Source organism: Achromobacter sp. CF-sbj1-Ac2-l (assembly GCF_052698165.1).
On the sequence record NZ_CP199856.1, the window covers coordinates 24942 to 49187 of the forward strand.

Sequence of the window (24246 nt, forward strand, 5' to 3'; positions counted from 1 at the left end):
GCGGGCCACCCGCGCCGCACAGACAACGGTTCCGCTACAGGAGGACCGAAGAATGAATCCGATGCTGTTCTACATCGCGGGAGGTATAGGCGCGGCGTTGCTGCTGGCTTCCGCGATCATGCTGGTCAAGCTGCGCGAGCCGAAGAAGGACCACCGGCCGGAGCGCAAGGCAGTGGCCCCGACGCCGGAGCCGGTCGATAACGAACTGTTGCGCACCTATCGCCGGCCGTCGCAGGCCAGCCAACCCGAGCCATCCACGACCCCGCCGGCGCGGCGAACTGCCCCGCCGAGCAGCGAACAATCCAAGGGGAACGACGGCGATTTCGTCACGTCTGCCCTGGTCGCCGGGGCGACCAACAGCACCATGCTGGGCTACCTGGCCGGCGGCTCGCTGACCGGGGCCATGCTGGGCGATGCGCTGCGGCCCGATACGCCGTCTGCGGCGTTCGCGGACCCCTCGCCGAGCTTCGACAGCAGCGGCACGGACAGCGGCTGGACCGATACCGGCAGCTCTTGCGATTTCGGTTCGACCGACACCGATACGAACAACTGGTGAGGGCCGCCCATGACTGACGAGCAAAAGAAACGGCTCCTGATGCTGCAAGCTATCCGGCACAGCATCCAGGCAATGCGCAGGGGTGTTTCGGGACCGGACACCTTCAAGGGCTGGTTGACCGGCATCGGCATCATCGCGGCGGGGTTCCTGGTTGCCGAGCTGCTGCCATCCCCTGCCCCCGGCGTCGGCCTGGTTGTGCCTGGGGCCTGCATTGCCGGCATCATCGTCGGCGGTTGGCTCAACAGGAAAGGCCGCTCATGGCCGACTGCCATTTACGACCAACTGGCCCACTACCGGCCCCTCAACGAGCAGGCGTACCGCGACTTGCAAGAGACGGTGAAGAAACGCGGCTTCGACGGCGATGCGGTCATGGAGTGGACCTACATCGAGGAGGCCGAGTTCATGCCCCTGGTGCCCACCAGGGAGGACCTGGCGCGCGACAAGTTCCTGACCGCGACGCGGGCCGAAAGGGCCGAGGACGATGCGCGTGCGCGCTTCGTCGTGCTCCATCCCAAGAAGCGCGGCCCCGACGCATGAAGAAGCCCCCCGCGCGCTAAATCCCCTTCCCGCCGACCCTTTGCCCCGCCGACCGTGCGGGGCTTTTTTTGCCTGGCCCTTCAGCGGCTAAAAACCTGCCGCTAAGTCGGGAATTGTTCAGCTAAACTCTTGCGCTGATAAGATAAGTAAGAGTATTATTATTCTTACCCATTACCGGAGCCAATCATGGAACTGAACAAAGAGACGCGCGACCGCATCTTTGCGGCTGCGGACGAGCTGTTCGAGCAAGGCGACCGGGAGAACTTCCCGACCGTGGATGCAGTGCGCAAGGCAGCCCGCGTCAACATGAACGACGCCAGCGCCGGCATGCGCGAATGGCGACGCCAGCGCACGGCGCAGGCCGCCCCGCTGGCGGTCCAGGTGCCCGACGCGGTGCAGCAGGCCGGCAACCAGGCCGTGGCCGCCCTCTGGCAAGCCGCCCAGGCCCTTGCCAACGAATCGTTGCAGGCAGCGCAAGCCGGCTGGGATCGTGAGCGCAACGAGTTGGAAGCCGTGCGTGGGGAGCTGGCCGACGCCTTCGAGGCGCAGGCCCGCGAGCTGGAAGAAGCCCAGGCGCGCGTTACTTTGCTAGAGCAGCAGGCCGCCGAGGCGGCCGAGCTGGCCGCACGCCAGGGGCAGGACCTGGCCGAAGCCCGCACCGCCCTGGCAGGGGCCGAGCAGCGTGCCGCGCTGGCGACGCAGCGGGCCGATGAGGTGGAGCGTCGAGCGCAGGAGCTGCGCGCCGAGCTGGACTACGCTCACCAGGACGCCCGCGCATTCAAGGAAGAGAGCCGCAAGGCCCTGGACGCGGCCAGCCAGGAAATGCAGGCGCTTCGCGGCGAGCGCGACGCGATCAGGCGCGAAGCGGAGAGCTTGCGGACGGAGTTGGCGGCGGTGAAAGCGAAGGCGCAGGCCGACGCCGAGGCCCACCAGGAGCAAAGGAAGTTGGCGGCGCAAGAGGCGGCCAGGCAGGCCGAGCGCTTTACGACGGTGCAAGCCGAGCGTGACGAAGCGCGGCGAGAGGCGAAGGCGGCACAAGAAGAGGCTGCTACGTTGAGGGGTCGGCTAGACGCGGAAACGAGTGGGAGGAAACACAAAGCGGAAGGAAAGTAACTGATAAATCGAACGCAGTTCACTAAAATAGATGGAACAACCTTGACGCGCCCGGCTCTAGGGAAGGCCGGCCTCGAACTGCCGAGGTCGGCTTTTTTTTAGCCGGCAAGCGACCAGGGCACGTTTAACACCAGAGGCAACCGTCAGGAGTCACCCAATGAAACACCGCCTACTGGTCATGAATGGGCAAAGAATTGTCCAGACCGAGAACCAAGGCGCATGGACGAACCAGAAGGTAGACAAAGCCGGGGCGTTGAAACCCGGCATTTACAACATCTATATGGCCCAAAAGGCCGAGAAGTCGCAGCGCCACGACGGCACCATCGTCCACGCAGATAGCGGCAGCATTTACCAACAGGTGGGGAAGAACTTTGTAATGCACGCCCGGTCAGATTTCGATAAAGTACCTGAAATCGGGAGTGCGAAAAGCATCACCTATGACGCAAATGGCAAGGCACAGGTAAGTGCCGAAAACGTCAAGTTGAGTCGCGGGCGCACTCGTTAGAGTTTTAGCGGCTAAAAAGGGAGGCGTCTTGAGCAGCTACAGCAGAGCCGAGCGCGCACCGTGGGGAGACTTCCCGAAGGTGGTTCGCAACGGCGACCTTGGTTCTTTGACCAACGAGCCTGAATACCAGGCCGCCAAGCAGGGCGACGCGGAAGCGGCGCTTAATTTGGTCGAGCGCCTGATTTCGGACGACACTGTTGCCCAGCTCAAGACGCTGATCGGCGACGACAAGCCCCGTATCGTTCCAGTCCTCGCCGTCGAGGCGGCGGGGAACAACAAGATTCCGGCCATGATGGCGGTCGTTCTGGCTGACCGCCTTGGCCTTGAGGTCGAAACGGACATTGTGCAGCGGGAGAAGGTCGCCCGAACCGGAGCCGGCTCAGATCATCGCCTGGCGTTCAACCCAACTTTCGAGGGGGCAGTGATCCCCGGCCAGAAGTACATCGTTGTCGATGACACGCTGACGATGGGCGGCACCATTGCCTCGTTACGCGGCTACATCGAGAACAACGGCGGTAAGGTCATGGCGGCCTCCGTCATGACCGCCCATGAAGGCGCGCTTGACCTGGCGGTCAAGCCGAAGATGCTTGCGGGCATCAATGAGAAACACGGTCCAGCAATGGACGCATTTTGGAAGGAAACCTTTGGCTATGGCATCGACCGACTCACCCAAGGAGAAGCCGGACACCTCCGGGCTGCCCCGTCCGTTGACGCAATCCGAGATCGCATCGCTGCGGCTCGAAATGAAGCAGTCAATCGAGTGGGGGCAAGCCGAACTGCGACGCCGGCGCGAGCAGGGCAACAACCGTCCCCGGCAGTAAAGCAGTCCAGCGGCAACAGCGGCGAGGAATTGCTACAGGCGGCCCAGGAGGCCGAGACGGAACAGCAGGCCCTCTTAGAGTCCGCGCCCATCGAGCAGACCTACCAGCAGACCCTTGCGCTCTATGTGCAGGCGAAGCATGACCAGGTGGAGCGCATCGAGGACCGCCTAGAACAGCTCGTAGACCGTCAGCAGGCGCGTTTGCAGCAGCTACAGTCCAATGCCCCCGGCTTGCTGTCCCTGCCGCGTACAAAGGCCGCCTGGCAGCAACAGCAGGCCCAACAGCAGGCCCGCTTGCAGACCCTGCACACGCGGCTGGACATGGTGCGCGAAATCAAGGAAGGCATGGGCATTCACGCGCCCAAGATCGAGGAACTGGCGACGCGCAAGATGCGCGCCGAGCATCCCGAGCTTGCCGGCGACTGGGATTCGATGCGTGAGGCCGCCCGACGGCACCAGGCCCTGATGCGCAAGCAGGAGCAAGAGAAGAAGCAGGCCCAGGAGCGGGAGCGCGGGCGTAGTCAGAGCTTGGGCCTGTCAAACAAGCCCAGCTAACGCAAAAAACAAAGCCCGGCATTGCCGGGCTTTTTCATCTGCGCCGCTGCGGTTCATAACGAGACCCACACCACCAGGGCGGCCGCGAACAGCACCATGCCGCCGGCGACCATGTTCATCATCGCCACGCGCCGGGCGTCCGCGACCTTGGCCGCGAGCTGCCGGCCAAGGCCGTCGTCGATTTCCCTGCGGATCGCTTCGGCCGCCTGCGCGGCGCTGTCCTTCATCACCTTCGCCATCGCGTCCTTGCTGGCCGCCAGGGCCGCGTTGAGCATCCGCTCCGCTTTGGCCTTGGCGTCCTCGCCCCAGCGATGCGCGATCCCTTCCAGCTCTTCCTTGAACGCGGCAAGGATTTCCTCTTGCTTGGCCGCGCTGTCGGCCATGAGCCGGGCATTGATGGTGTGCAGGATCAGCACCGGGTCGTCGCGGCCGACGGCGATGCCGTGCTTGGCCGCAATCTCCCGGATCAGCTCTTCAATCTGGTCGCTCATAGCACGGCCGCCGCGTCGAGCTGTTCAAACAGGCCGCGCCGGACGATCTTGAGGCGTTGCCGCGTCATGATCGTGAGCGATTCATCGGCCAGCGCCTGGTCGAACGTCAGCCGCTCTTGCAGCATGTCGCTGAAATCGCGGCCGTAGGTTTCTTCCTTGAGGGCCGGAATCTGGATGATGGACGACACGCGGGCCTTGTTGGCCGTGTACGCCTTCATCTGCTCGAAACTCTTGCCCTCATGCTCGATTGGCCCCCAATACGGGTTCAGCCAGACCACGAAAAGCGCTTCGGCCGGGAACTGGCTGGCGAGCTGGGCGAACCCGCTTACCGTGTCCAGGAGAGCCTGGCCGCCGGTGACGACGGTATGGATGACCAGCTCATGCCCCATTTCTTGCAGCAGGGCCGGCACCTGGTTGCTGATGAGGTAATGCGACAGGGGCACGAACGAGCTGGCCCCGTTGTCGATCACCACGTCGTCCTTGGTCGGCGCAATCAGCTCGACCAGGGTGTCGAAGTTGCGCGAGTTGATTTCGTCGCCGTCCATGATGTTCAGCCGGCGGACGTTCAGGGCCTTGTAGCCCTCGAACGTCGCGTTCACCGGGTCAGTGTCGATGCACAAGGGCGTCTGCCCCTTGTCCATCTTGTACTGCGCAATGATCGCCGCGATGGCCGACTTGCCGACCCCGCCCTTGCCCTGCAAAACCATGTGAATTTTCGCCATTACAGTAGATCCTTTTTGTCCGGTGTTGGGTTGAAGGTGAAGCCGGTCGGGGCCGCAGCGGGGGCCGGCTTTTCAGCCTTGCCCCCCTGCTTCGGCCGCCGTGGCTCCGGCGTCTTGGGTGCCGGCGCGGGTTCCGCAGCCTTGGCCTGCGGTGCGGGCACATCGGCAGGCTTGGCCTTGATGTGCCGCCTGGCGTGCGAGCGGAACGTCTCGTAGGAGAACTTGACCTTCCCCGTTTCCCGCATGTGCTCCCAAATGGTGACGAGCGCATAGCCGGACGCTAACGCCGCCTCGACATCCGCCCTCACCGCCAGGAACGCAACCGCAGCCTCATCACGCCGGCGCTTCTTGGCCGCGCGGGATTCAACCCATTCGGCCAGCTCGTCGGTGTAGCTCTTTGGCATCGTCTCTCGCCTGTCCCCTCAGTTCGGTAATTGCCTGCATTTGCCTGTTTCCAGTCGGTAGACATTCCACAAAACAGCAGGGAAGCAGCCCTTTTCCGCTGCATAACCCTGCTTCGGGGTCATTATAGCGATTTTTTCGGTATATCCATCCTTTTTCGCACGATATACAGGATTTCGCCAAAGGGTTCGTGTAGACTTTCCTTGGTGTATCCAACGGCGTCAGCCGGGCAGGATAGGTGAAGTAGGCCCACCCGCGAGCGGGTGTTCCTTCTTCACTGTCCGTTATTCGCACCTGGCGGTGCTCAACGGGAATCCTGCTCTGCGAGGCTGGCCGGCTACCGCCGGCGTAACAGATGAGGGCAAGCGGATGGCTGATGAAACCAAGCCAACCAGGAAGGGCAGCCCACCTATCAAGGTGTACTGCCTTCCAGACGAACGAAGAGCGATTGAGGAAAAGGCGGCGGCCGCCGGCATGAGCCTGTCGGCCTACCTGCTGGCCGTCGGCCAGGGCTACAAGATCACGGGCGTCGTGGACTATGAGCATGTCCGCGAGCTGGCCCGCATCAATGGCGACCTGGGCCGCCTGGGCGGCCTGTTGAAACTCTGGCTCACCGACGACCCGCGCACGGCGCGGTTCGGCGATGCCACGATCCTCGCCCTGCTGGCAAAGATCGAAGAAAAGCAGGACGAGCTTGGCAAGGTCATGATGGGCGTGGTCCGCCCGAGGGCCGAGCCATGACTTTTTTAGCCGCTAAAACGGCCGGGGGGTGCGCGTGATTGCCAAGCACGTCCCCATGCGCTCCATCAAGAAGAGCGACTTCGCGGAGCTGGTGAAGTACATCACCGACGAGCAAGGCAAGACCGAGCGCCTTGGTCACGTGCGCGTCACCAACTGCGAGGCAAACACCCTGCCCGCCGTCATGGCCGAGGTCATGGCGACCCAGCACGGCAACACCCGTTCCGAGGCCGACAAGACCTATCACCTGCTGGTTAGCTTCCGCGCGGGAGAGAAGCCCGACGCGGAGACGTTGCGCGCGATTGAGGACCGCATCTGCGCCGGGCTTGGCTTCGCCGAGCATCAGCGCGTCAGTGCCGTGCACCACGACACCGACAACCTGCACATCCACATCGCCATCAACAAGATTCACCCGACCCGAAACACCATTCATGAGCCGTACCGGGCCTATCGCGCCCTCGCCGACCTCTGCGCGACGCTCGAACGCGACTACGGGCTTGAGCGCGACAACCACGAAACGCGGCAGCGCGTTTCCGAGAACCGCGCGAACGACATGGAACGGCACGCCGGCGTGGAAAGCCTGGTCGGCTGGATCAAGCGCGAATGCCTGCCGGAGCTGCAAGCGGCGCAGTCCTGGGATGACCTGCACCGGGTCCTGCGGGAAAACGGGCTTGAGCTGCGCGAGCGCGGAAACGGCTTCATCTTCGAGGCTGGCGACGGCACGACCGTCAAGGCCAGCACCGTTTCGCGCGACCTGTCCAAGCCGAAGCTCGAAGCCCGGTTCGGGGCATTCACACCGGCCGAGGGCAGCGAAGCTCCCCGCCGCCGGGAGTATCGAGCAAAGCCGCTCAAGACCCGGATCGACACCACCGAGCTATACGCCCGGTATCAGTCTGAACGCCAGGAAATGGGGGCCGTGCGCAAGGGCGAGCTGGACACGCTGCGCCTGCGTCGTGACCGCCTGATTGAAGGCGCGATGCGCAGCAACCGGCTGCGCCGCGCCGCTATCAAGCTGCTGGGCGAGGGGCGCGTTGCAAAGCGGCTCATGTACGCGCAGGCGCACAAGGCGCTGCGCGCCGACCTGGACAAGATCAACCGCGAGTACCGGCGGGACCGTCAGGCGGTCCAGGAGCGCACGCAGCGGCGCGCGTGGGCCGACTGGCTCAAGGCCGAGGCGATGAAGGGCGACGACAAGGCCCTGGCGGCGCTGCGCGCACGCGAGGGCCGCAGCGGCCTCAAGGGCAACACCATCCAGGGCAGGGGCGAGGCCAAGCCGGGCCACGCAGCCGTGACGGACAACATCACGAAGAAGGGAACCATCATCTACCGCGTCGGCAACAGCGCCGTGCGGGACGACGGCGACCGCCTGCAAGTCTCGCGCGAGGCCACGACGGACGGCCTGGATGCCGCCCTGCGCCTGGCAATGGAGCGCTTCGGCGACCGGATCACCGTCAACGGCACGGCAGAGTTCAAGGAGCGGATCGCGCAAGCGGCCGCCGCTGGCCGTCTGGCAATCACCTTTGACGACGCCGCCCTTGAGCAGCGCCGTCAAGAACTACTGACGAAGGAGCAAGCACATGAGCGAACCGAACGAAATGACGGACGACGAGATCGCGGCGGCGATGGAGGCATTCGACCTGCCGCAGCCGGAACCACCCTCAACACCGCAGGCGGCGACGGCGACCGCCGGGACGCTCGCGCCGTCAGCGCCGGCGGAACCGTCGTACTCCGCAAGCCCAACGTTGGACGCATTGGACGAAAGCCGCCGCCCCAAAGCCAAAACCGTTTGCGAGCGCTGTCCCAACTCGGTGTGGTTCGCATCGCCGGCGGAGCTGAAATGCTATTGCCGCGTGATGTTCCTGGTCACGTGGAGCAGCAAGGAGCCGAACCAGCTCACGCACTGCGACGGGGAGTTTCTCGGCCAGGACGAGGGCTAAAGCCCGAACAGATCGCGGCGGCCGAGAAATATGTTGCCGAGCGCGAGCAAAAGCGGCTAAACGGCTTCGATATACCGAAGCATGCACGATATACTGATTATGTTGGTGCGCTGTCCTATGCAGGCACCCGGAACGTCGAGGACCAGGCGCTGGCCCTGTTGAGGAAAGAAAACGACGAGATTCTGGTGCTGCCCGTCGATAAGGCCACGGCGCAACGCATGAAGCGCCTCGCCATCGGTGATCCCGTCACCGTGACCCCGCGAGGCTCCCTTAAAACTACCCGAGGTAGGAGTAGATGAAGAACCGAAACAACGCCGTGGGGCCACAGATACGGGCGAAAAAACCGAAGGCCAGCAAGACCATTCCCGTCCTCGCCGGCCTGTCCCTTGGGGCAGGCTTGCAGACGGCCACGCAATATTTCGCCCATTCCTTCCAGTATCAGGCCGGCCTTGGCTGGAATATCAACCACGTCTACACGCCCTGGTCGATCCTTCAATGGGCCGGGAAGTGGTACGGCCAGTATCCCGACGATTTCATGCGCGCGGCCAGCATGGGCATGGTCGTTTCGACCGTGGGCCTGCTGGGCACGGCTGTCACGCAGATGGTCAAGGCCAACACCGGCAAGGCGAACGACTATCTGCACGGTTCGGCCCGCTGGGCCGACAAGAAGGACATTCAGGCCGCCGGCCTCCTGCCCCGGCCGCGCACCGTCGTCGAGCTGGTATCCGGCAAGCACCCGCCCACTTCCAGCGGCGTCTATGTGGGCGGCTGGCAGGACAAGGACGGCAAGTTCCACTACCTGCGGCACAACGGCCCCGAGCACGTCTTGACCTACGCGCCGACGCGCTCCGGCAAGGGCGTTGGCCTGGTCGTTCCGACGCTGCTTTCCTGGGCGCACAGCGCCGTCATCACCGACCTGAAAGGCGAGTTGTGGGCGCTGACCGCCGGCTGGCGAAAGAAGCATGCGCGCAACAAGGTTGTGCGCTTTGAGCCGGCATCCGCGCAGGGTAGCGCGTGCTGGAACCCGCTCGATGAAATCCGCCTGGGGACCGAGTACGAGGTTGGCGACGTGCAGAACCTTGCCACCCTGATCGTCGATCCGGACGGCAAGGGCCTGGAATCGCACTGGCAGAAAACCAGCCAGGCGCTGCTTGTCGGCGTCATCCTGCACGCGCTCTACAAGGCCAAGAACGAGGGCACGCCGGCCACCCTGCCATCGGTGGACGCCATGCTTGCGGACCCGAACCGCGACGTGGGCGAGCTTTGGATGGAAATGACCACCTACGGCCACGTTGACGGGCAGAACCATCCTGCGGTCGGCTCTGCGGCCCGCGACATGATGGACCGCCCGGAGGAAGAAGCCGGTTCCGTGCTGTCCACCGCCAAGTCCTACCTGGCCCTGTACCGCGACCCGGTTGTGGCCCGCAACGTCAGCAAGTCCGACTTCCGCATCAAGCAACTGATGCACCACGACGACCCGGTAAGCCTGTTCATCGTGACGCAGCCCAACGACAAGGCCCGTCTGCGGCCGCTGGTGCGCGTCATGGTCAACATGATCGTCCGGCTGCTGGCCGACAAGATGGACTTCGAGAACGGCCGTCCTGTCGCGCACTACAAGCATCGTCTGCTGATGATGCTCGACGAGTTCCCCAGCCTGGGCAAGCTCGAAATCCTGCAAGAGTCCCTTGCCTTCGTCGCCGGCTACGGCATCAAGTGCTACCTCATCTGCCAGGACATTAACCAGCTCAAGAGCCGCGAAACCGGCTACGGCCACGACGAAAGCATCACGTCGAACTGCCACGTGCAGAACGCCTACCCGCCGAACCGCGTGGAGACGGCCGAGCACCTGTCAAAACTGACAGGCACCACGACCATCGTGAAGGAGCAGATCACGACGAGCGGCCGCCGCACGTCGGCCCTGCTGGGCAATGTCTCGCGGACCTTCCAGGAAGTGCAGCGGCCATTGCTGACCCCCGATGAATGCCTGCGCATGCCGGGGCCGAAGAAGAGCGCCGACGGCAGCATTGAAGAGGCTGGCGACATGGTTGTGTACGTCGCCGGCTATCCCGCGATCTACGGCAAGCAGCCGCTCTACTTCAAAGACCCGATATTCCAGGCCCGCGCGGCCGTGCCAGCCCCGAAGGTCAGCGACAAGCTGATCCAGACCGCCACCGTCGAGGAAGGGGAGGGGATCACGATATGAGCCGCTTCCAGCGTCTGACCAAGTACGTCGCCATCGCAGGCGGTGCGGCCTTGTTGCTCGCCGGCGCGGCCTATCTCGCTGGCGCGAAGGTGAACACCACCAAAAGCATTCCGGTCGGCCTGTACTGGAAATCGAATGCGCCGGTGGAGAAGGGGGCCTACGTCATGTTCTGCCCGCCGCAAGTCGGCGTGTTTTCGGACGCCAAGGAGCGGGGCTACATCGCCGGCGGTTTCTGCCCCGGCGACTACGGCTACATGATGAAGCGGGTTTTAGCCGCTAAAGGCGACGAGGTTGCCATCACCGACGCCGGCGTGCGCGTGAATGGCGAGCTGCTGCCTCACAGCGCGCTCATCAAGGCCGATCCATCAGGACGGCCGCTGCCTCGCTATCAGTCCGACAGCTACACCCTGGGGACCGCCGAGGTTCTGCTTATGTCCGACGTAAGCGACACGTCTTTCGACGGCCGCTACTTCGGCCCTGTCAATCGTTCGCAAATCATCACCGTCATCAGGCCGGTTCTGACCTGGTGAGGGTAGGGGGATATATGCAATTTGAACGCCTTGTAATCGCTGAAAAACCGGAGCTGGCAAAAGCCATCGTCGAGGGCCTGGGCGGCGGCAGCCGCAAGGACGGCTATTACGAATGCGGCTCCGACCGCGTGACCTGGTGCTATGGTCACATGCTGGCCTTGCTGGACCCGGAGGACTACGACGAGCGCTACGCCAACTGGAACATGGCCGACCTTCCCATCGTCCATATTCCCTGGCGCAAGAAACCGTCCGGTGACGCCGGTGCGAAAGCTCAGTTCAAGACCATCCTCAGCCTGTTGAAGCAGGCAAAAAGCGTGGTTCACGCCGGCGACCCGGACGACGAAGGCCAGCTTCTGGTCGATGAAATCCTGGAATACGCCAACTGCCGCCTGCCGGTGCAGCGGCTGCTTATCAACGACAACAACGTGAAGATCGTGCGCCGGCAGCTCGCCGCGATGCGCGACAACCGCGAGTTCGCCGGCCTGTCCGCTGCGGCCGAGGCCCGCAGCGTCGGCGACCAGCTCTACGGCTTCAACATCACCCGCCTGTACACGCTTGCGGCCCGCGCGAAGGGCTATCAGGGCCTGTTGAGCGTCGGGCGCGTGCAGACCCCTATCCTGGGGCTAGTCGTGCGCCGTTGCCGCGAGAACGCGGCCCACCAGAAAGCCTACTACTACCTGGTCAACGGCCAATTCGAGGTCGAGGGCATCCAGTTCCCGGCCCGTTACCAGGTCGCCGACGGCGATCCGGTGGACGAGAAAGGCCGCCTCAGCAACAAGGAGCACGCCGAGGGCATCGCGGCCGCCGTGAGCGGCCAACCCGCCCGCATCGTGTCCGTGACCACCAAGGCGAAGGAAGCGGCCGCGCCGCTGCCCTACAACCTGCTGAAACTGCAAATGGACGCCTCGCGCAAGTTCGGCTTCAAGCCGGACCAGGTGAAGGACATTACGCAGGCCCTGCGCGAGAAGCACAAGCTCATCACCTACAACCGTTCCGACTGCGAATACTTGAGCGAGGAACAGCACGGCGATGCGCCGGGCGTGCTGGCGGCCATCGCGCAGACGGCCCCGATGCTGGCGGCTGCTGCGCAGCGCGCCAATCCGACGATCAAGAGCCGCGCCTTCAACTCGTCCAAGGTTTCCGCGCACCACGCCATCATCCCGACCGAGAGCACGGCCGACCTGTCGAAGCTCACCGATGCCGAGCAGAAGATTTACCTGCTGATCGCCCGCGCCTACGTCGCGCAGTTCTGGCCGAAGCATCTGTATGACCAGACCGACGTGCTGGCCCAGGTCGGCGATCATCGTTTCGGCGTGCGCTCGAACGTCACCACGTCGCCGGGCTGGAAGATTCTCTACAAGAACGACGCCGGCAACGAGGACCTGGAAGGCAATGCCGACGACATTGAACAGGACCTGCGCAAGCTGCGCGACGGCCAGGCCGGCACCTGCACCGATGCGAAGGCCGAGCAGCAGGAGACGAAGCCGCAGCCGCTGTACACGATGGAATCCCTGCTGTCGGACCTGACGCGCGTTGCGAAATACATCCGCGACGACCGCCTGCGGAAAATCCTGATCGAGAAGGACAAGGGCAAGCAAGGCGAGCACGGCGGCATTGGCACGCCGGCAACGCGAGACTCCATCATCGCCACGCTCTTCGAGCGCGGCTACCTGGTGGAGAAGGGCAAGCACATCGTGTCCACGCCGACCGGCGAAGAGCTGTACGACGCGCTGCCGGACACGGCGAGATACCCCGACATGACCGCGCTCTGGCATGAGCAGCAGAAGGCCATCCAGGCCGGCGAGCGCGACACGCTGTCGTTCGTCAACGAGCTGATGGAGTACATCAGCGCCGAGGTCGCCAACATCAAGGAAAACGGCCTCAGCATGAAGATCGACACGCATCCTTGCCCGTCCTGCGGCAAGCCACTGCGGCGCATCAAGAAGAAGGACAAGAACGAATACTTTTGGGGCTGCACCGGCTTTGCCGACGGCTGCAAGTTCGCGTGCGACGACAAGGGCGGCAAGCCCGTCCCGCGCGAGGCCCCGAAAGTCTCCGAGCTGCACAAGTGCATGGCCTGCGGCCACGGCCTTTCCCGCCGGCCTGGCAAGAAGCGCGGCATGTTCTGGTGGGGGTGCAGCAACTTCCCCACGTGCAAGCAGACCTACCCCGACCTGAAAGGCAGGCCGGACTACAGCAAAGGCCGTAACGGCACCAACCAGGAGTGAAAGCGATGAACGATCCCAAGACCGTGCAGCAGGACGACTTTGCGCCGTTCGACGATACCGCGAACGCCAACGCCGCCCTGCGTGAAAAGCTCGCCGACGCGATGACGCCCGGCTTCCAGGTCGAGTTCGACCCGGACGAAGCGGAGAAGGCCGGGGCCTTTCCCGAGGACGCCTTGAGCGAGCAGGACGCCGCCGAGAGCGACATTGACCTGGTGGACGCGACCGTGCCCGAGGACACGACGACCGCGGCCGCCAATGACGCGAGGTAATTGGCTATGGCAGAGGTCAAAAAGCCGTTCCACGAGCAGGTTGCCGAACGCCTTATTGAGCAACTGAAAGCCGGCACTGCGCCGTGGCAAAAACCGTGGGAGCCGGGCATGCCCGGCTCCTTCATCCCGCTCAACCCGACGACCGGCAAGCGGTACAAGGGCATCAACGCGATCCAGCTCATGGCCCAGGGCCATGCAGACCCGCGCTGGATGACCTACAAGCAGGCCGCTGCCGCCGGCGCGCAGGTGCGTCGCGGCGAGAAAGGCACGCCGATCCAGTATTGGAAGTTCAGCGAAGAGCAGACCAAGACCGACGAGCAGACCGGCAAGCCGGTCCTCGATGCCAACGGCGATCCGGTCAAGGTGACGGTGCAGCTCGAACGCCCGCGCGTGTTCTTCGCCACCGTGTTCAACGCGGAGCAGATCGACGGCCTGCCGCCGTTGGAGCGCAAGGAACAGACCTGGAACGCCGTCGAGCGGGCCGAGCACATCCTTGCGGCGTCAGGTGCCACCATCCGCCACGGCGAGCACGACCGCGCGTTTTACCGGCCGTCCACGGACAGCATCCATCTGCCCGACAAGGGCCAGTTCCCGACGGCCGACAACTACTACGCGACCGCGCTCCATGAGCTGGGCCACTGGACCGGCCACCCGTCGCGGCTGGACCGCGACCTGGCGCATCCCTTCGGGAGCGAGGGGTACGCCAAGGAAGAGCTGCGGGCCGAGATTGCCAGCATGATCCTGGGCGACGAGCTGGGCATCGGCCACGACCCCGGCCAGCACGTGGCCTATGTCGGATCGTGGATCAAAGCGCTACAAGAGGACCCGCTAGAGATTTTCCGCGCGGCCGCCGACGCGGAGAAGATCCAGGATTTCGTCCTGGCGTTCGAGCAGAAGCAAATTCAGGAACAAACGACCCAGCAGGCCATCGAGCCGGCGCAGGGGGCAACTATGGAGCAACAGCAAGACCAGGTAGCACGACCGGCCATTGCGCCGGCCGACGAGCTGATCGCGCAGACCCTGCGCATGTACCGCGCCGGCGCGGAACCGGCGGAAGGCAGCCAATCGCTGGCCGCACTGACCGAAACCACGTTGGGCTTTGAGCTGCCCGCCGATTGGACCGGCCGCGTCCAGGTCCAGGGCAATGTCGAGGTCGAGCACGACGGCGAACGGTCAGTGGTGCCGGCTGGCGACCGAGAGCCGGAGTTTTGGGGCGTCTATGCGAACCATGAGTGGGGCGGCCACCAATGGCTTGCCGATTTCGCCGGCCCCGACGCTCAGACCAATGCCGAAGCGCTCGCCGACCGCCTGGCCGTGATCGACGCCTACGCGACGGCCAACGAGTACGAGCAGGCCGCGAAGTTCGCCCGCATCCATGAAGAGCGGGTTCGCCGCGATCCCAACAGCACCGACGAGGACCGCGTTGCCGCCAAGGAGGCGCGCAAGGCCGCCGAAGGCACGGCCATGCTGCACGACGAGGACCTACAGCGCCGGATTGCCGACTACGAGCGCGAGCAGCAGGAAATGGCCCAGGCCATGAACGCCGCCGAGCAGCCGGCGGCCGCCCAGGCCCCCGCCAAGCCCGAGCGCGCCTACTTGAACGTGCCGTTCAAGGAGAAGGACGAGGTGAAGGCCCTTGGAGCGCGCTGGGACCGCCAGGAACGCGCCTGGTACGTTCCGGCAGGGGTAGACCCTGCCCCGTTCGCCAAATGGGCGCGGGAGGGCGCTACGGCGGCCGTAGAGGCCCGCGCCGAGGTCCAGGCTACCCAACCCACGGCCGAGCGCCGCAACGTGGCCCAGGAGCGCGTCTATCTGGCCGTGCCCTACGGCGAGCGCCAGGTTGCCAAGGCGGCCGGCGCGCAGTGGGACAAGGTGGCCAAGTCCTGGTATGCCGGCCCGAACGCCGACATGGGCAAGCTGCAACGCTGGCTGCCGGACAACGTGCCCACCCAGCAATCCCCGGCCGTTACCCCGGAAGATGAGTTCGCCGAGGCCCTGAAAAGCATGGGCTGCGTCGTCACCCCAGGCGGCGGGCACCCCATCATGGACGGCAAGAAGCACCGCATCGAGACGGAGGGCGACAAGAAGGGCGAGAAGTCGGGCTTCTACGTCGGCCACCTGGACGGACACCCGGCCGGCTACATCAAGAACAACCGCACCGGCGTCGAAATGAAGTGGAAGGCCAAGGGCTATGCCCTGGACCCCGCCGAGAAGGCCAAGATGCAGGCCGAGGCGGCGGCCAAGCTGGCCGCGCGTGCGGAGGAACAAGAGCGCCTGCACGAAGCCACGGCGCAACGCATCGGCCGCCAGGCGCAGGGCCTGGTTCCGATCACGGAACCGACGCCGTACCTGCGCGACAAGGGCCTACAGTTGCACGCCGGCATCCTCACCGACCAGGAAGGCCAGAAAACCTACATCCCGGCCTACGACGCCGACGGCAAGCAATGGACCATGCAGTACATCCAGGAGGACGGCACCAAGCGCTTCGCCAAGGACAGCCGCAAGGAAGGATGCTTCCATGTCGTCGGCGGCATGGATGCCCTCGCGGCCGCGCCGGCGCTGGTGATCGGCGAGGGCTACGCCACCGCCGCCACCGTGGCCGAGGCGCTGGGGCACGCGACCGTCGCCGCGTTCGATTCCGGCAACCTACAGGCTGTTGCCGAGGCCCTGCACGCGAAGTTCCCGGACAAGCCCGTTGTGATCGCCGGCGACGACGACCGCCAGGTGCAGATCACCCAGGGCGTGAACCCCGGCAGGACGAAGGCCCAGGAGGCCGCCAAGGCGGTCGGCGGCAAGGCCATCTTCCCGATCTTCGCACCGGGCGAGAACGCCTATCCGAAGGAGCTGCCGCCGATCACCCCGGAGAGCTACCGCAACCACCTGCACGCTGAAAAGCGCCTCGCGGACGCGGCGGCCGGCAAGGTCCAGTTGAGCGAGGCCGACACGGCCAAGCTCAAGGAATCGCTGTTGAGCGATGACCAGCTCGCCGCCTTGTCGAACATGAAGAAGCACACCGATTTCAACGACCTGTCCGAGCGCAGCAGCCTCGGCAAAGACGGGGTTGAACGCCAGGTGAGAAGTGCTGTCGGCAAGGTGCTTCTCGACGAAGGCCAGCGGCAGAAGGTGCAGCAGCTCAAGCAGCAAGAGATCGAGCAGCAAGAACAGCGGCAACGCCGCGCGAGAACCTACTAAGGAGAACTAGAGCGTATGAACAAAGTACAGATCGGGGCACCACGCACATCGGCAAGCCCTGGCGTCATCATGAAGCCCGAGGGCAGCGTCAAGATCGCCGTCATGAACGGCAGCCGCCAGGTGGACCAGGTAGTGAACGGCGAGTGGCTGACCATGAAGGTGTTGCCCGAGGCAGGGCTACCGAAAGGCATTCACCAGTTGAGCGATGCGAAGGACGCAAGCAAGAACGTCCATCCGCACAAGCACGTCGGCCAGGTGCTGCACGACGACGGCCGCAACGTCTACCAGTTCAGCGAAGGCGGAATCGTGAAGCACAGCCGGGGCATCTTCGAGAAGCCGCCGGTTGTCGGCAAGAACTACGAAATCGCCTACAGCCGGGGCCAGGGCAAGGTCATCGGCGAGGTGTCCCAGGAACAGGCGGCCAAGGCCGAGCAGAAACGCTCGCGCTCGATCTAGGAGGCGTATGAACATCGAGGCGTACCCGCAAGGCTTTCGCGGCTCCCTCGCCGTGGTTTCTGCGACCGGCGTGGCCGGTTGCAGGACCTGGACGCTGCGCAGCGTCGAAACCGGGCAGCACTACGAGCTTGCGCCGGCGTCGATTGAAGGCTGGCCTCTCCCTGCGAAGCGTGAGGGCAGTCGGCCCAACAGCATCATCGTCAACTACGACGGCAACGACGTGATCGCGCTTGAGCTGGCGACCGGCGAGCTGTACCGCACCCGAGCACCTGCAACGACCTTACGACTACGGAGGTAGCAGCAGAAAAGCCGGGCAATGCCCGGCTTTTTTATGGGTTGCCGCTCATGCGCGCACTGGTCATTGTCGTTACAGGCCGCTGCGTTGGCATCAGAAGTTTCCCTCTCGCGGCAACAAGAAAGCGGTCGCAGCTATCGCCACAAGCAACCACACCGCGTAGTCACGCCAGTTATCAAGGAAATGCTCTGCAATTCGCTCGCGCATCGAGCGTGGGCGAAGTCCTAGACCCGGATCATTTTTTTTGTATCCCATAGCAATTTTTAGCGGCTGAAATCAGTCCTTGAGCCTGTCGGCCAGTCGCGTCATGAGGTCCATTCGCTCATGCAGGATCGCCACGACCAAGGCGGGTTCGCCCGCACGCGGCAGGCAAAAAACGTAGTGGTGTTCGCAGCGGGCCATCCGCAGCGCGGGATAGAGTTCGCCCATGTCCTTAAACGGGCCTTCGCCGGCGGCAAGCCTGGCGATGCCCTGTTCTAGCGTGGTGACGTAGCGGCGCACCTGCGCCGCGCCCCACTCCCGGCGCGTGTAGCGGATGATGCCCCGTAGATCGGCTTCGGCCTCAGCCGTGAGGATGTAGGCCGTCAAGCGCGATCCCCGCCGAGTTCTTCATCAAGAATATCGCCGACGCTCTTGGTGGACACCTTGCCGGCAAGCCCATCGTTGATGCGGTTCCCCAGCATGGTTTTCAGTTCCTGCCATGCCTGATCGGCATCAGCGTCACCGGGGAACAGGCGTTCGAGGGCGTATTGCTTGATCGTCTTGCCTTGCAAGGCGGCCAGCGCTTTCAGGCTCTGGTGCTGCTGGTCCGTCATGTCGATTGTCAGGCGGCTCATTGGATAACCTCCATAAAATGCACAGACCCACATTAGCACATATGTGGGCGTGAGGCTACGGCGGTAGGCGCATTAAGGTCCGGGAAAATGCGCTAGGCGCATTTAAATTGCGTATTGCTGTAATGCGCCATGCCGGCTAGACTAGGCCCAAATGGGTATACCCAATTTGACCAAGGGGGACGCGATGAGGGCGGCCAAGCACTACCGACAACTTCTATCCATCGACTTCAACATCGAGGCGCTGGCCTTCGTGCCCGGAGCCGAGGGCACACGCGGCCGGCGCGTCCACGTCCTGGGGCGTGAGGTCCGCGACCGGCCCGGCCTGGTCGAGTACCTTTCCCCGGCGTTCGGTTCGCGGGTCGCGCTGGACGGCTACTGCAAGGCCAACTTCGATGCCGTTCTGCACCTGGCGTACCCCGATCATCAGCAATGGGGCCGCGCATGAAGCGCCGAAGCTACGCCACGCTGCGCGCGGCGGCCGCGCTGGCCGTCCTGGTCATCGCGTCACCGGCATGGGCCGAGCTGCGCGGCGAGGTCGTGCGCATCATCGACGGCGACACCATCGACGTGCTGGTAGACAAACGCCCGGTGCGCGTGCGCCTGGTGGACATTGACGCGCCAGAGAAGCGGCAAGCCTTCGGCGAACGTGCGCGGCAGGCGCTGGCCGGCATGGTGTTCCGCCGGCCCGTCCTGGTCGACGAGAAGGACACCGACCGCTACGGCCGCACGCTGGGCGTCGTGTGGGTCAACGTCGAGCTGCCCGGCCGGCCACCGCACCCGCGCAACGTCAACGCCTCGATGGTTCACCAGGGCATGGCCTGGGCTTACCGGTTCCACGGCCGCGCGAGCGATCCTGAAATGCTGCGGCTCGAACAGGAGGCGCGAGGCAACCGCGTCGGCCTCTGGTCCGATCCGCACGCCGTCGAGCCGTGGAAATGGCGACGCGAGAGCAACAACCGGAGGGACGAAGGTTGAAGGTCGCCCGCATCTACCTGCGCGCCAGTACGGACGAGCAGAACCTTGAACGCCAGGAGAGCCTTGTAGCGGCCACGCGGGCCGCCGGGTACTACGTCGCAGGCATCTACCGCGAGAAGGCGTCCGGCGCACGCGCCGACCGGCCCGAGCTGCTGCGCATGATCGCCGACCTTCAACCTGGTGAAGTCGTCGTTGCGGAGAAGATCGACCGCATCAGCCGCTTGCCGTTGGCCGAGGCCGAGCGCCTGGTTGCGTCGATTCGGGCTAAAGGGGCCAAGCTGGCCGTGCCTGGCGTGGTTGACCTGTCGGAGCTGGCCGCCGAGGCGAACGGAGTGGCGAAAATCGTCCTGGAATCCGTCCAGGACATGCTTTTGAAGCTCGCCTTGCAGATGGCCCGCGACGACTACGAGGATCGGCGCGAGCGTCAACGTCAGGGCGTCCAGTTGGCGAAGGCCGCCGGCCGCTACACCGGCCGCAAACGTGACGCCGGCATGCACGACCGCATCATCACGCTTCGTTCCGGCGGATCGAGCATTGCCAAGACGGCCAAACTGGTCGGATGCAGCCCGAGCCAGGTCAAACGAGTATGGGCAGCCTGGAACGCGCAGCAGCAAAAATAAAGCCGGGCAGTGCCCGGCTTTTCTCACCTTTTCGCGTCTCGCAGGGCCGCTGCGAGCGCCCTGCCTAGATCCTCGCTTTCCCCTTCGGTGTAGTCCGGCCACGGCACGAAGGGCGCGGATGCGTACCTGTTGAGCAGGTACGCCTTGGGACAGCGGTAGACCACCGGAGAGTTCGCCTTTTCATCCCACCGGGCCAGGATAACGTCCGCATCGCAGTGCATGTCCTTCACCTGGTCGCGGAAGAAGCCGAAGGCAACCATGCCGCTATGTTCGCCGAGGAACGCCAGTTGCTTCGCACTGGCGATCGCGCCGACGCCGCCGGCCAGAACCGAGGCCATTACCCAGCCGACGAACCAGAAGCTGGCATTCTTGCGGTTGACCACGGCCCGCGCGGCCGCGATCAGCACAACGGCCAAGCTGCCGACCAGGGCCATGACGACCGTGATCCGGCCGTTGTGGAAAGCGATGGGCTTGCCGGCGTCCGCCCGCGCGGCGTCGATAATGCTGGACCCGATGGGCGCGCACATCAGCAGGACCGGCAGCAGCACCAGGAACATCGTCTGCGCCCACTGCGCGAATGCCTTTCGGCGTTCGCCGGCGGCAAGCGCTTCCATCATCGGCGTGAAGCCCAACAGGGCCACCGCAGCCGCCAGGCCCGCAACGATGCCGCAGGCGATTACATACATACATCCTCCCTAATGCGCTTTGCGCATGGTTTTAGTCAGAGTCCGCGGCCTTTGCGCGGGCCGCTTCGGCCAGGGCGCGGCTGCACCTTGGGGGCTGGCCGCGCGGCCGCTGCCGGCGCAGGCCGGGCCGGTGTGGCGACCTGCGGAGCCTGGCGTTGGGCCTGCGCGAACAGTTCCGTGAACGACAGCGGCGCGGGATCGAGGCCGCAAACCTTGTTCAGCAGCTCGGCAGACTCCCGGCCGTGGACCTGGATCGGGAACGATGGAGCGTTGTTCGCAATCAGCCAGAACGAGCGCGTGACCCCATTGCTGAAACCAATGTCCACCCGGTCACGCTCCTGGTGCGCGCCGGCGAAGGCCAGCGGCACAGGATTTTCCCTGCCGTGCGCGAAGCCCTGGACGGCGTGCTTGTACTTGTAGTCCTGCGGCATTTCCGAGCGCAGCAGGCAGTTGTCCGACCGCGTTTCGCGGCCGGTCGAGCTGCTGCGCAGCCAGGCCCGATAGAACGCTTCGGTGTCCACCCGAACCACGAACATTTCATCGTTGATTGCGCCAGGCTTGGCCGACATGAAGCGGTCGGCCTGGCCGGGCACCGGCACGCGCCAAACGGCCTCGCGTGCATCAACCTGGACCAGTTCCGCCGGAGCCGGCCGGGGCCGGCTCACCACGGACGCATCCAGCTCCTTCAACTCGCGGCGACGAGCAAGGTAGCCCTTCAACCGTGTCAGCATTCCCCCGCCCTCCCCTCAGTAGAACTTGGCGTCGTCAAGGGAGATCGAGCAGCCGTTATGGTCGTAGGACACGTCCTTAACGGTGCCAGTGACGCGCGTGGTCTGGCCGGTGGAAACCGACTTGATGGCAAGCTGGTTATCGGTCCCTGCATGGACCGAGGCGCTGCCAGCGCGCAGCAGCACCCGGTAGCGAGGCTTGAAGCCTTCGGAAATTACCTGCACCTTGCCGGTCGCCGACAACCCTTTCTTGCCGTACAGCTCCGTCGCCCGAACCGGGTTCTTGTCAGCGTCGCGGCAGATTTGCGCCACTGGCACGGTCAGCATTTCCGGCGGGGTCGAACCGGGCGGCGTCGGCATGGGGATGTTCAGCAGTGCGCAGCCGGACAGGGCGAGCAGCGGCAGGGCCGCGATGGTGCATTTCTTGAGCAATTGCATATTGGAATCTCAAAGGTCAGGTGAAAAACAAGTAGCCCGCCTCGCGCATCGGAATGCGGATCAGCCAAAGAGCGGCCAGATGCAGCGGGTAGTACGTGTAAAAGGCCCAGCGCAGGCGCGGGACACGAAGATCGACGCCGGCGGCGGCGATCACTAGGGGCACGACAGCAAGCGCCCACAGGTTGCCATTGATGTACCACAGCGACGCGCAAGACAGCAGCGCCATCAACGCGGCCGCCCACGTCGGGCGCTTGAGGTACAACCAGACAGACGCGGCCAGCAGCAGCGCAGGCCAACAGAATTCGACCAGGCCGCCGGCCACGACGAACAGTGCTATAGGAGCGACCGAGCGGCCGCGCTCGACCAGGTAGAGCATCGCGGTTGCGGCCAACAGCGTGAACATGACGTTCAGCGGCCACCATCCGCCCACCACGCCACCCAGCGCAATGAACGGGACCGAGGCGACCAGGCCGAAGGCCAACAGGCGTTTCATCGCTCGCCCGTACAAACCGCGCTCGAGCGCGCCCGGGCGGGCGAGGTTGTACGCCAGGACGAAAACGAAAAGAGGCAGGGCCAAGCGCCCCGCCTCGAACAGATATGGCAGCGTGCCGTTGAACAGGTACTTGTTGACGTGATCCCCGGTCATGGCAAGCAGGGCGAGCCACTTCAAGGCTTCAATGGTGCCGTCGGCGATCACCAGGGCAGGCAGCGAGGCCCGGCCGCTGGCGTCGTTCATGGCGCGTGTATTCATGCCCTCCCCCTTGGAGTAAAGACGCCCTGCAGGGCGCTATTTGCGCCCATAGCGCAGCGCGTATTCCCGGAGGACGTGCAGCGCCAAAGGCAGGGCTGCGAGGCCCAGCAGAGCGCCGGCGGCGTACATGGCCCATGCGGGCAGGAACGCGAGCAGCGTATGCGCGACCAGGCCAAAGACGATGACAGGTCCGATGCCCAGGACCAGAAGATCAAACGGCGCTTTCGCCTGCGATGCCGCCCAGGCCGCGTAGGCCCTGGACCCGTTCATGTATCGCTGCGTCAGGTTGCGAATGCCCATAGGCTTTAGCCGCTAAACGGCCGTTCCTCCTTATGGCGTGTTGTTGATGATGAGCTGCCGAGGCACGTAACCCGAGCTGCGGAAGCTGGTGCGGGTGATCCGGCCTTGCTTCACTGGCTGCGCTTCGGCCGACGCTGCTGCGGGCGCATCAGCGGCCGCGAGCGTGGTCCCCTTCCCTGCCGGCTGCGCCGGCGAGCTGGGGCCATAGTTGACGGTGACGAAACGCGCATCCAGCCACTTCGCCCACTTGTCGGCCTTCACCATCAGGTCGGCGCGATAGATCGCGTTCTTCGACGGCGTGCGCGAGTGATAGTTAGCGGCGCGCGTCCACAGATCGCCCCTGTCGTTGCGAATGTGCCCGCGCAACCGCCAGGCCGCCAGGTCATAGGGATAGCAGCCTGCCGCAGCAACGTCCTGGGCCGTGATCCCGTACTTCGCCAGATCGCCCAGGTAGGCGGTGTTGAATTGCAGCTCGCCCACGTCATAGGTGCCATTGGTGTTCTTGACCCACTGGCCCGGCTTGCCGCCTTCCTTTTCGCGGATGGCAAGGAGGATGTTGGCCGGAATCTCATACTTCGCGGCCGCAGACACCGAGCACACAACGCGCTCTTCCATCTGTTCCGACAGATCGGGGAAGAGCCGTGCGGCGGTCGCATCCGCCGCACCGAAGCCAGTGGCCGCCACCAGGGCGACCACCGGCAGAGCGTTCCGTGCCAGCAGCTTGGCAAACGGCATCGCTATCCCCTCCCCTTACCGCTCGAACCGACGGTAGGCGTCGCTGCCATAGCGGCCGGACTGCTGCTGCCGCTCTTTCAGCTTCGCCTCATACTCCTTGAGCGCGCGGTCGTAGTCGGCCGCCTCGACCCAATAGCCGCCCTCTTCCGGCGTGCCGACGTAGCGCGGCGCGGTCGTGTTGAAGTCGGTATAGGCATGGCCGGTGTAGGCCGCGCAGTAGTCCGGCAGACGGTTGCCGATGTAGAACTGATCGTCCCAGCTCCGCCACTCACGCAGCACGGAGTTCAGCGAGGACGCATCGCAGCGCCCGGCCCCGCGCGAAATCGCGGAAACGAGCGTCTGCATTTCCGGCGTCTGGTTCGATACCGGGCAGAGGTTCAGGAAGTTCAGCCGCGCCTTGAGGGTATCCGACAGCTTGCGCTTGTGGATGCCGAAGTACCGCGACAGCGACGGGCTGCACTCGCTGGGCCGGCTGCCCGTGGACAGGCACAGGATGGCCTCGCAGGCCAGGCGGGTATCGCCCGTCAGCACGTCTTGCGCGCTGGCCGAGCCAGTTGCGCCGAGGCCCAAGGCCACCACCAGGGCGGCCGACGAGAACGCTTTTTTCAGTTGCATGGTCGTAGCTCCT

General features: G+C 64.6%; 29 protein-coding genes. 17 read left to right on the plus strand and 12 right to left on the minus strand.

Annotated features, from left to right (window positions below):
* Nucleotides 1-52 precede the first annotated feature (52 nt).
* The 5 genes from ACUDCK_RS29130 (at nt 53) to ACUDCK_RS29150 (ending at nt 4086) form a co-directional block, all read left to right on the plus strand.
* On the plus strand, nt 53-556 hold the full coding sequence (locus tag ACUDCK_RS29130; RefSeq protein WP_445659361.1) for a hypothetical protein: 504 nt from the start codon (nt 53-55) through the stop codon (nt 554-556).
* Nucleotides 557-565: 9 nt separating this feature from the next.
* Nucleotides 566-1093 carry a hypothetical protein gene (locus tag ACUDCK_RS29135; protein ID WP_445659362.1) on the plus strand — a complete coding sequence of 176 codons (528 nt, stop codon included), beginning with the start codon at nt 566-568 and terminating at the stop codon, nt 1091-1093.
* Between the two features lie 186 nt (nt 1094-1279).
* Nucleotides 1280-2206 carry a DNA-binding protein gene (locus ACUDCK_RS29140; protein WP_445659363.1) on the plus strand — a complete coding sequence of 309 codons (927 nt, stop codon included), beginning with the start codon at nt 1280-1282 and terminating at the stop codon, nt 2204-2206.
* Between the two features lie 157 nt (nt 2207-2363).
* Nucleotides 2364-2711, plus strand: a complete 348-nt coding sequence (kfrB, locus tag ACUDCK_RS29145; RefSeq protein WP_445659364.1) for an IncP plasmid survival protein KfrB — start codon at nt 2364-2366, stop codon at nt 2709-2711.
* A gap of 28 nt (nt 2712-2739) precedes the next feature.
* Nucleotides 2740-4086 carry a phosphoribosyltransferase gene (locus ACUDCK_RS29150; RefSeq protein ID WP_445659365.1) on the plus strand — a complete coding sequence of 449 codons (1347 nt, stop codon included), beginning with the start codon at nt 2740-2742 and terminating at the stop codon, nt 4084-4086.
* 53 nt (nt 4087-4139) lie between these two features.
* Here ACUDCK_RS29150 and ACUDCK_RS29155 read toward each other — a convergent pair whose 3' ends face one another.
* The 3 genes from ACUDCK_RS29155 to ACUDCK_RS29165 are packed head-to-tail and all read right to left on the minus strand — an operon-like array spanning nt 4140 to nt 5703.
* Nucleotides 4140-4577, minus strand: coding sequence for a conjugal transfer protein TraM (locus tag ACUDCK_RS29155; protein ID WP_445659366.1), 438 nt, complete (start codon nt 4575-4577; stop codon nt 4140-4142).
* Nucleotides 4574-5299: a nucleotide-binding protein gene (locus ACUDCK_RS29160; RefSeq protein ID WP_046797610.1), complete on the minus strand. Its 726-nt coding sequence runs from the start codon at nt 5297-5299 to the stop codon at nt 4574-4576. The genes ACUDCK_RS29155 and ACUDCK_RS29160 overlap by 4 nt, the downstream gene beginning before the upstream one ends.
* A complete protein-coding gene (locus ACUDCK_RS29165) occupies nt 5299-5703 on the minus strand; it encodes a TraK family protein (RefSeq protein WP_011205820.1) in 405 nt (134 codons plus the stop codon). The genes ACUDCK_RS29160 and ACUDCK_RS29165 overlap by 1 nt, the downstream gene beginning before the upstream one ends.
* Nucleotides 5704-6070: 367 nt before the next feature.
* On the opposite strand from ACUDCK_RS29165, the gene traJ reads away from it, so the two are divergent.
* The 9 genes from traJ to ACUDCK_RS29210 are packed head-to-tail and all read left to right on the plus strand — an operon-like array spanning nt 6071 to nt 17552.
* On the plus strand, nt 6071-6442 hold the full coding sequence (gene traJ / locus ACUDCK_RS29170; RefSeq protein WP_008832110.1) for a conjugal transfer transcriptional regulator TraJ: 372 nt from the start codon (nt 6071-6073) through the stop codon (nt 6440-6442).
* Between the two features lie 34 nt (nt 6443-6476).
* Complete coding sequence (gene traI / locus ACUDCK_RS29175; RefSeq protein ID WP_445659322.1) at nt 6477-8675, plus strand: TraI/MobA(P) family conjugative relaxase; 2199 nt, start codon at nt 6477-6479, stop codon at nt 8673-8675.
* Complete coding sequence (locus tag ACUDCK_RS29180) at nt 8672-10579, plus strand: type IV secretory system conjugative DNA transfer family protein (RefSeq protein ID WP_445659323.1); 1908 nt, start codon at nt 8672-8674, stop codon at nt 10577-10579. The genes traI and ACUDCK_RS29180 overlap by 4 nt, the downstream gene beginning before the upstream one ends.
* Entirely contained in the window at nt 10576-11109 is a 534-nt protein-coding gene (traF, locus tag ACUDCK_RS29185; RefSeq protein WP_181856081.1) for a conjugative transfer signal peptidase TraF, read from the plus strand. The genes ACUDCK_RS29180 and traF overlap by 4 nt, the downstream gene beginning before the upstream one ends.
* A gap of 14 nt (nt 11110-11123) precedes the next feature.
* A complete protein-coding gene (locus ACUDCK_RS29190) occupies nt 11124-13337 on the plus strand; it encodes a DNA topoisomerase 3 (protein ID WP_445659324.1) in 2214 nt (737 codons plus the stop codon).
* Between the two features lie 5 nt (nt 13338-13342).
* On the plus strand, nt 13343-13606 hold the full coding sequence (locus ACUDCK_RS29195) for a hypothetical protein (RefSeq protein ID WP_445659325.1): 264 nt from the start codon (nt 13343-13345) through the stop codon (nt 13604-13606).
* Between the two features lie 6 nt (nt 13607-13612).
* Nucleotides 13613-16798, plus strand: a complete 3186-nt coding sequence (locus ACUDCK_RS29200) for a zincin-like metallopeptidase domain-containing protein (protein WP_445659326.1) — start codon at nt 13613-13615, stop codon at nt 16796-16798.
* A gap of 15 nt (nt 16799-16813) precedes the next feature.
* Entirely contained in the window at nt 16814-17254 is a 441-nt protein-coding gene (locus tag ACUDCK_RS29205) for a protein TraB (RefSeq protein ID WP_011205812.1), read from the plus strand.
* A 7-nt stretch (nt 17255-17261) separates the two neighbouring features.
* Nucleotides 17262-17552 (plus strand): DUF5440 family protein, encoded by a 291-nt coding sequence (locus tag ACUDCK_RS29210; RefSeq protein WP_445659327.1) that lies wholly within the window; start codon nt 17262-17264, stop codon nt 17550-17552.
* A gap of 273 nt (nt 17553-17825) precedes the next feature.
* Here ACUDCK_RS29210 and ACUDCK_RS29215 read toward each other — a convergent pair whose 3' ends face one another.
* A complete protein-coding gene (locus ACUDCK_RS29215) occupies nt 17826-18137 on the minus strand; it encodes a type II toxin-antitoxin system RelE/ParE family toxin (protein ID WP_445659328.1) in 312 nt (103 codons plus the stop codon).
* On the minus strand, nt 18134-18385 hold the full coding sequence (locus ACUDCK_RS29220; protein ID WP_445659329.1) for an antitoxin: 252 nt from the start codon (nt 18383-18385) through the stop codon (nt 18134-18136). The genes ACUDCK_RS29215 and ACUDCK_RS29220 overlap by 4 nt, the downstream gene beginning before the upstream one ends.
* A 151-nt stretch (nt 18386-18536) precedes the next feature.
* On the opposite strand from ACUDCK_RS29220, the gene ACUDCK_RS29225 reads away from it, so the two are divergent.
* The 3 genes from ACUDCK_RS29225 to ACUDCK_RS29235 are packed head-to-tail and all read left to right on the plus strand — an operon-like array spanning nt 18537 to nt 19980.
* Nucleotides 18537-18830, plus strand: coding sequence for a hypothetical protein (locus ACUDCK_RS29225; protein WP_445659330.1), 294 nt, complete (start codon nt 18537-18539; stop codon nt 18828-18830).
* Nucleotides 18827-19360, plus strand: a complete 534-nt coding sequence (locus ACUDCK_RS29230; protein WP_445659331.1) for a thermonuclease family protein — start codon at nt 18827-18829, stop codon at nt 19358-19360. Before ACUDCK_RS29225 ends, ACUDCK_RS29230 begins: the two co-directional genes overlap by 4 nt.
* Complete coding sequence (locus tag ACUDCK_RS29235) at nt 19321-19980, plus strand: recombinase family protein (protein WP_011205802.1); 660 nt, start codon at nt 19321-19323, stop codon at nt 19978-19980. Before ACUDCK_RS29230 ends, ACUDCK_RS29235 begins: the two co-directional genes overlap by 40 nt.
* A 23-nt stretch (nt 19981-20003) precedes the next feature.
* Here ACUDCK_RS29235 and ACUDCK_RS29240 read toward each other — a convergent pair whose 3' ends face one another.
* The 7 genes from ACUDCK_RS29240 to ACUDCK_RS29270 form a co-directional block, all read right to left on the minus strand.
* Nucleotides 20004-20666 (minus strand): hypothetical protein, encoded by a 663-nt coding sequence (locus ACUDCK_RS29240; RefSeq protein ID WP_445659332.1) that lies wholly within the window; start codon nt 20664-20666, stop codon nt 20004-20006.
* A gap of 35 nt (nt 20667-20701) precedes the next feature.
* Nucleotides 20702-21397 (minus strand): plasmid fertility inhibition factor family protein, encoded by a 696-nt coding sequence (locus ACUDCK_RS29245; protein WP_445659333.1) that lies wholly within the window; start codon nt 21395-21397, stop codon nt 20702-20704.
* A gap of 15 nt (nt 21398-21412) precedes the next feature.
* Nucleotides 21413-21832, minus strand: coding sequence for a hypothetical protein (locus ACUDCK_RS29250; RefSeq protein WP_011205799.1), 420 nt, complete (start codon nt 21830-21832; stop codon nt 21413-21415).
* 16 nt (nt 21833-21848) lie between these two features.
* Complete coding sequence (locus ACUDCK_RS29255; protein ID WP_445659334.1) at nt 21849-22583, minus strand: TraX family protein; 735 nt, start codon at nt 22581-22583, stop codon at nt 21849-21851.
* Between the two features lie 36 nt (nt 22584-22619).
* Nucleotides 22620-22883: a hypothetical protein gene (locus ACUDCK_RS29260; RefSeq protein ID WP_087638863.1), complete on the minus strand. Its 264-nt coding sequence runs from the start codon at nt 22881-22883 to the stop codon at nt 22620-22622.
* A 30-nt stretch (nt 22884-22913) separates the two neighbouring features.
* Nucleotides 22914-23498 (minus strand): muramidase, encoded by a 585-nt coding sequence (locus ACUDCK_RS29265; RefSeq protein WP_445659367.1) that lies wholly within the window; start codon nt 23496-23498, stop codon nt 22914-22916.
* 135 nt (nt 23499-23633) lie between these two features.
* On the minus strand, nt 23634-24233 hold the full coding sequence (locus ACUDCK_RS29270; protein ID WP_445659335.1) for a TrbM/KikA/MpfK family conjugal transfer protein: 600 nt from the start codon (nt 24231-24233) through the stop codon (nt 23634-23636).
* Nucleotides 24234-24246: the final 13 nt, after the last annotated feature.

Excerpts from the sequence above, each read along its gene's own strand:
- ACUDCK_RS29195 (WP_445659325.1), top strand. The coding sequence starts at position 13,343 with ATGAACGATCCCAAGACCGTGCAGCAGGACGACTTTGCGCCGTTCGAC.
- ACUDCK_RS29260 (WP_087638863.1), bottom strand. The coding sequence starts at position 22,883 with ATGGGCATTCGCAACCTGACGCAGCGATACATGAACGGGTCCAGGGCC.
- ACUDCK_RS29220 (WP_445659329.1), bottom strand. The coding sequence starts at position 18,385 with ATGAGCCGCCTGACAATCGACATGACGGACCAGCAGCACCAGAGCCTG.
- ACUDCK_RS29190 (WP_445659324.1), top strand. The coding sequence starts at position 11,124 with ATGCAATTTGAACGCCTTGTAATCGCTGAAAAACCGGAGCTGGCAAAA.
- traJ (WP_008832110.1), top strand. The coding sequence starts at position 6,071 with ATGGCTGATGAAACCAAGCCAACCAGGAAGGGCAGCCCACCTATCAAG.
- ACUDCK_RS29245 (WP_445659333.1), bottom strand. The coding sequence starts at position 21,397 with ATGCTGACACGGTTGAAGGGCTACCTTGCTCGTCGCCGCGAGTTGAAG.
- ACUDCK_RS29130 (WP_445659361.1), top strand. The coding sequence starts at position 53 with ATGAATCCGATGCTGTTCTACATCGCGGGAGGTATAGGCGCGGCGTTG.
- ACUDCK_RS29230 (WP_445659331.1), top strand. The coding sequence starts at position 18,827 with ATGAAGCGCCGAAGCTACGCCACGCTGCGCGCGGCGGCCGCGCTGGCC.
- ACUDCK_RS29155 (WP_445659366.1), bottom strand. The coding sequence starts at position 4,577 with ATGAGCGACCAGATTGAAGAGCTGATCCGGGAGATTGCGGCCAAGCAC.
- ACUDCK_RS29160 (WP_046797610.1), bottom strand. The coding sequence starts at position 5,299 with ATGGCGAAAATTCACATGGTTTTGCAGGGCAAGGGCGGGGTCGGCAAG.
- ACUDCK_RS29180 (WP_445659323.1), top strand. The coding sequence starts at position 8,672 with ATGAAGAACCGAAACAACGCCGTGGGGCCACAGATACGGGCGAAAAAA.
- ACUDCK_RS29205 (WP_011205812.1), top strand. The coding sequence starts at position 16,814 with ATGAACAAAGTACAGATCGGGGCACCACGCACATCGGCAAGCCCTGGC.
- ACUDCK_RS29235 (WP_011205802.1), top strand. The coding sequence starts at position 19,321 with ATGGCGACGCGAGAGCAACAACCGGAGGGACGAAGGTTGAAGGTCGCC.
- traF (WP_181856081.1), top strand. The coding sequence starts at position 10,576 with ATGAGCCGCTTCCAGCGTCTGACCAAGTACGTCGCCATCGCAGGCGGT.
- ACUDCK_RS29240 (WP_445659332.1), bottom strand. The coding sequence starts at position 20,666 with ATGTATGTAATCGCCTGCGGCATCGTTGCGGGCCTGGCGGCTGCGGTG.
- ACUDCK_RS29270 (WP_445659335.1), bottom strand. The coding sequence starts at position 24,233 with ATGCAACTGAAAAAAGCGTTCTCGTCGGCCGCCCTGGTGGTGGCCTTG.
- kfrB (WP_445659364.1), top strand. The coding sequence starts at position 2,364 with ATGAAACACCGCCTACTGGTCATGAATGGGCAAAGAATTGTCCAGACC.
- ACUDCK_RS29200 (WP_445659326.1), top strand. The coding sequence starts at position 13,613 with ATGGCAGAGGTCAAAAAGCCGTTCCACGAGCAGGTTGCCGAACGCCTT.
- ACUDCK_RS29210 (WP_445659327.1), top strand. The coding sequence starts at position 17,262 with ATGAACATCGAGGCGTACCCGCAAGGCTTTCGCGGCTCCCTCGCCGTG.
- ACUDCK_RS29165 (WP_011205820.1), bottom strand. The coding sequence starts at position 5,703 with ATGCCAAAGAGCTACACCGACGAGCTGGCCGAATGGGTTGAATCCCGC.
- ACUDCK_RS29265 (WP_445659367.1), bottom strand. The coding sequence starts at position 23,498 with ATGGAAGAGCGCGTTGTGTGCTCGGTGTCTGCGGCCGCGAAGTATGAG.
- ACUDCK_RS29225 (WP_445659330.1), top strand. The coding sequence starts at position 18,537 with ATGGGTATACCCAATTTGACCAAGGGGGACGCGATGAGGGCGGCCAAG.
- ACUDCK_RS29250 (WP_011205799.1), bottom strand. The coding sequence starts at position 21,832 with ATGCAATTGCTCAAGAAATGCACCATCGCGGCCCTGCCGCTGCTCGCC.
- ACUDCK_RS29140 (WP_445659363.1), top strand. The coding sequence starts at position 1,280 with ATGGAACTGAACAAAGAGACGCGCGACCGCATCTTTGCGGCTGCGGAC.
- ACUDCK_RS29135 (WP_445659362.1), top strand. The coding sequence starts at position 566 with ATGACTGACGAGCAAAAGAAACGGCTCCTGATGCTGCAAGCTATCCGG.
- ACUDCK_RS29255 (WP_445659334.1), bottom strand. The coding sequence starts at position 22,583 with ATGAATACACGCGCCATGAACGACGCCAGCGGCCGGGCCTCGCTGCCT.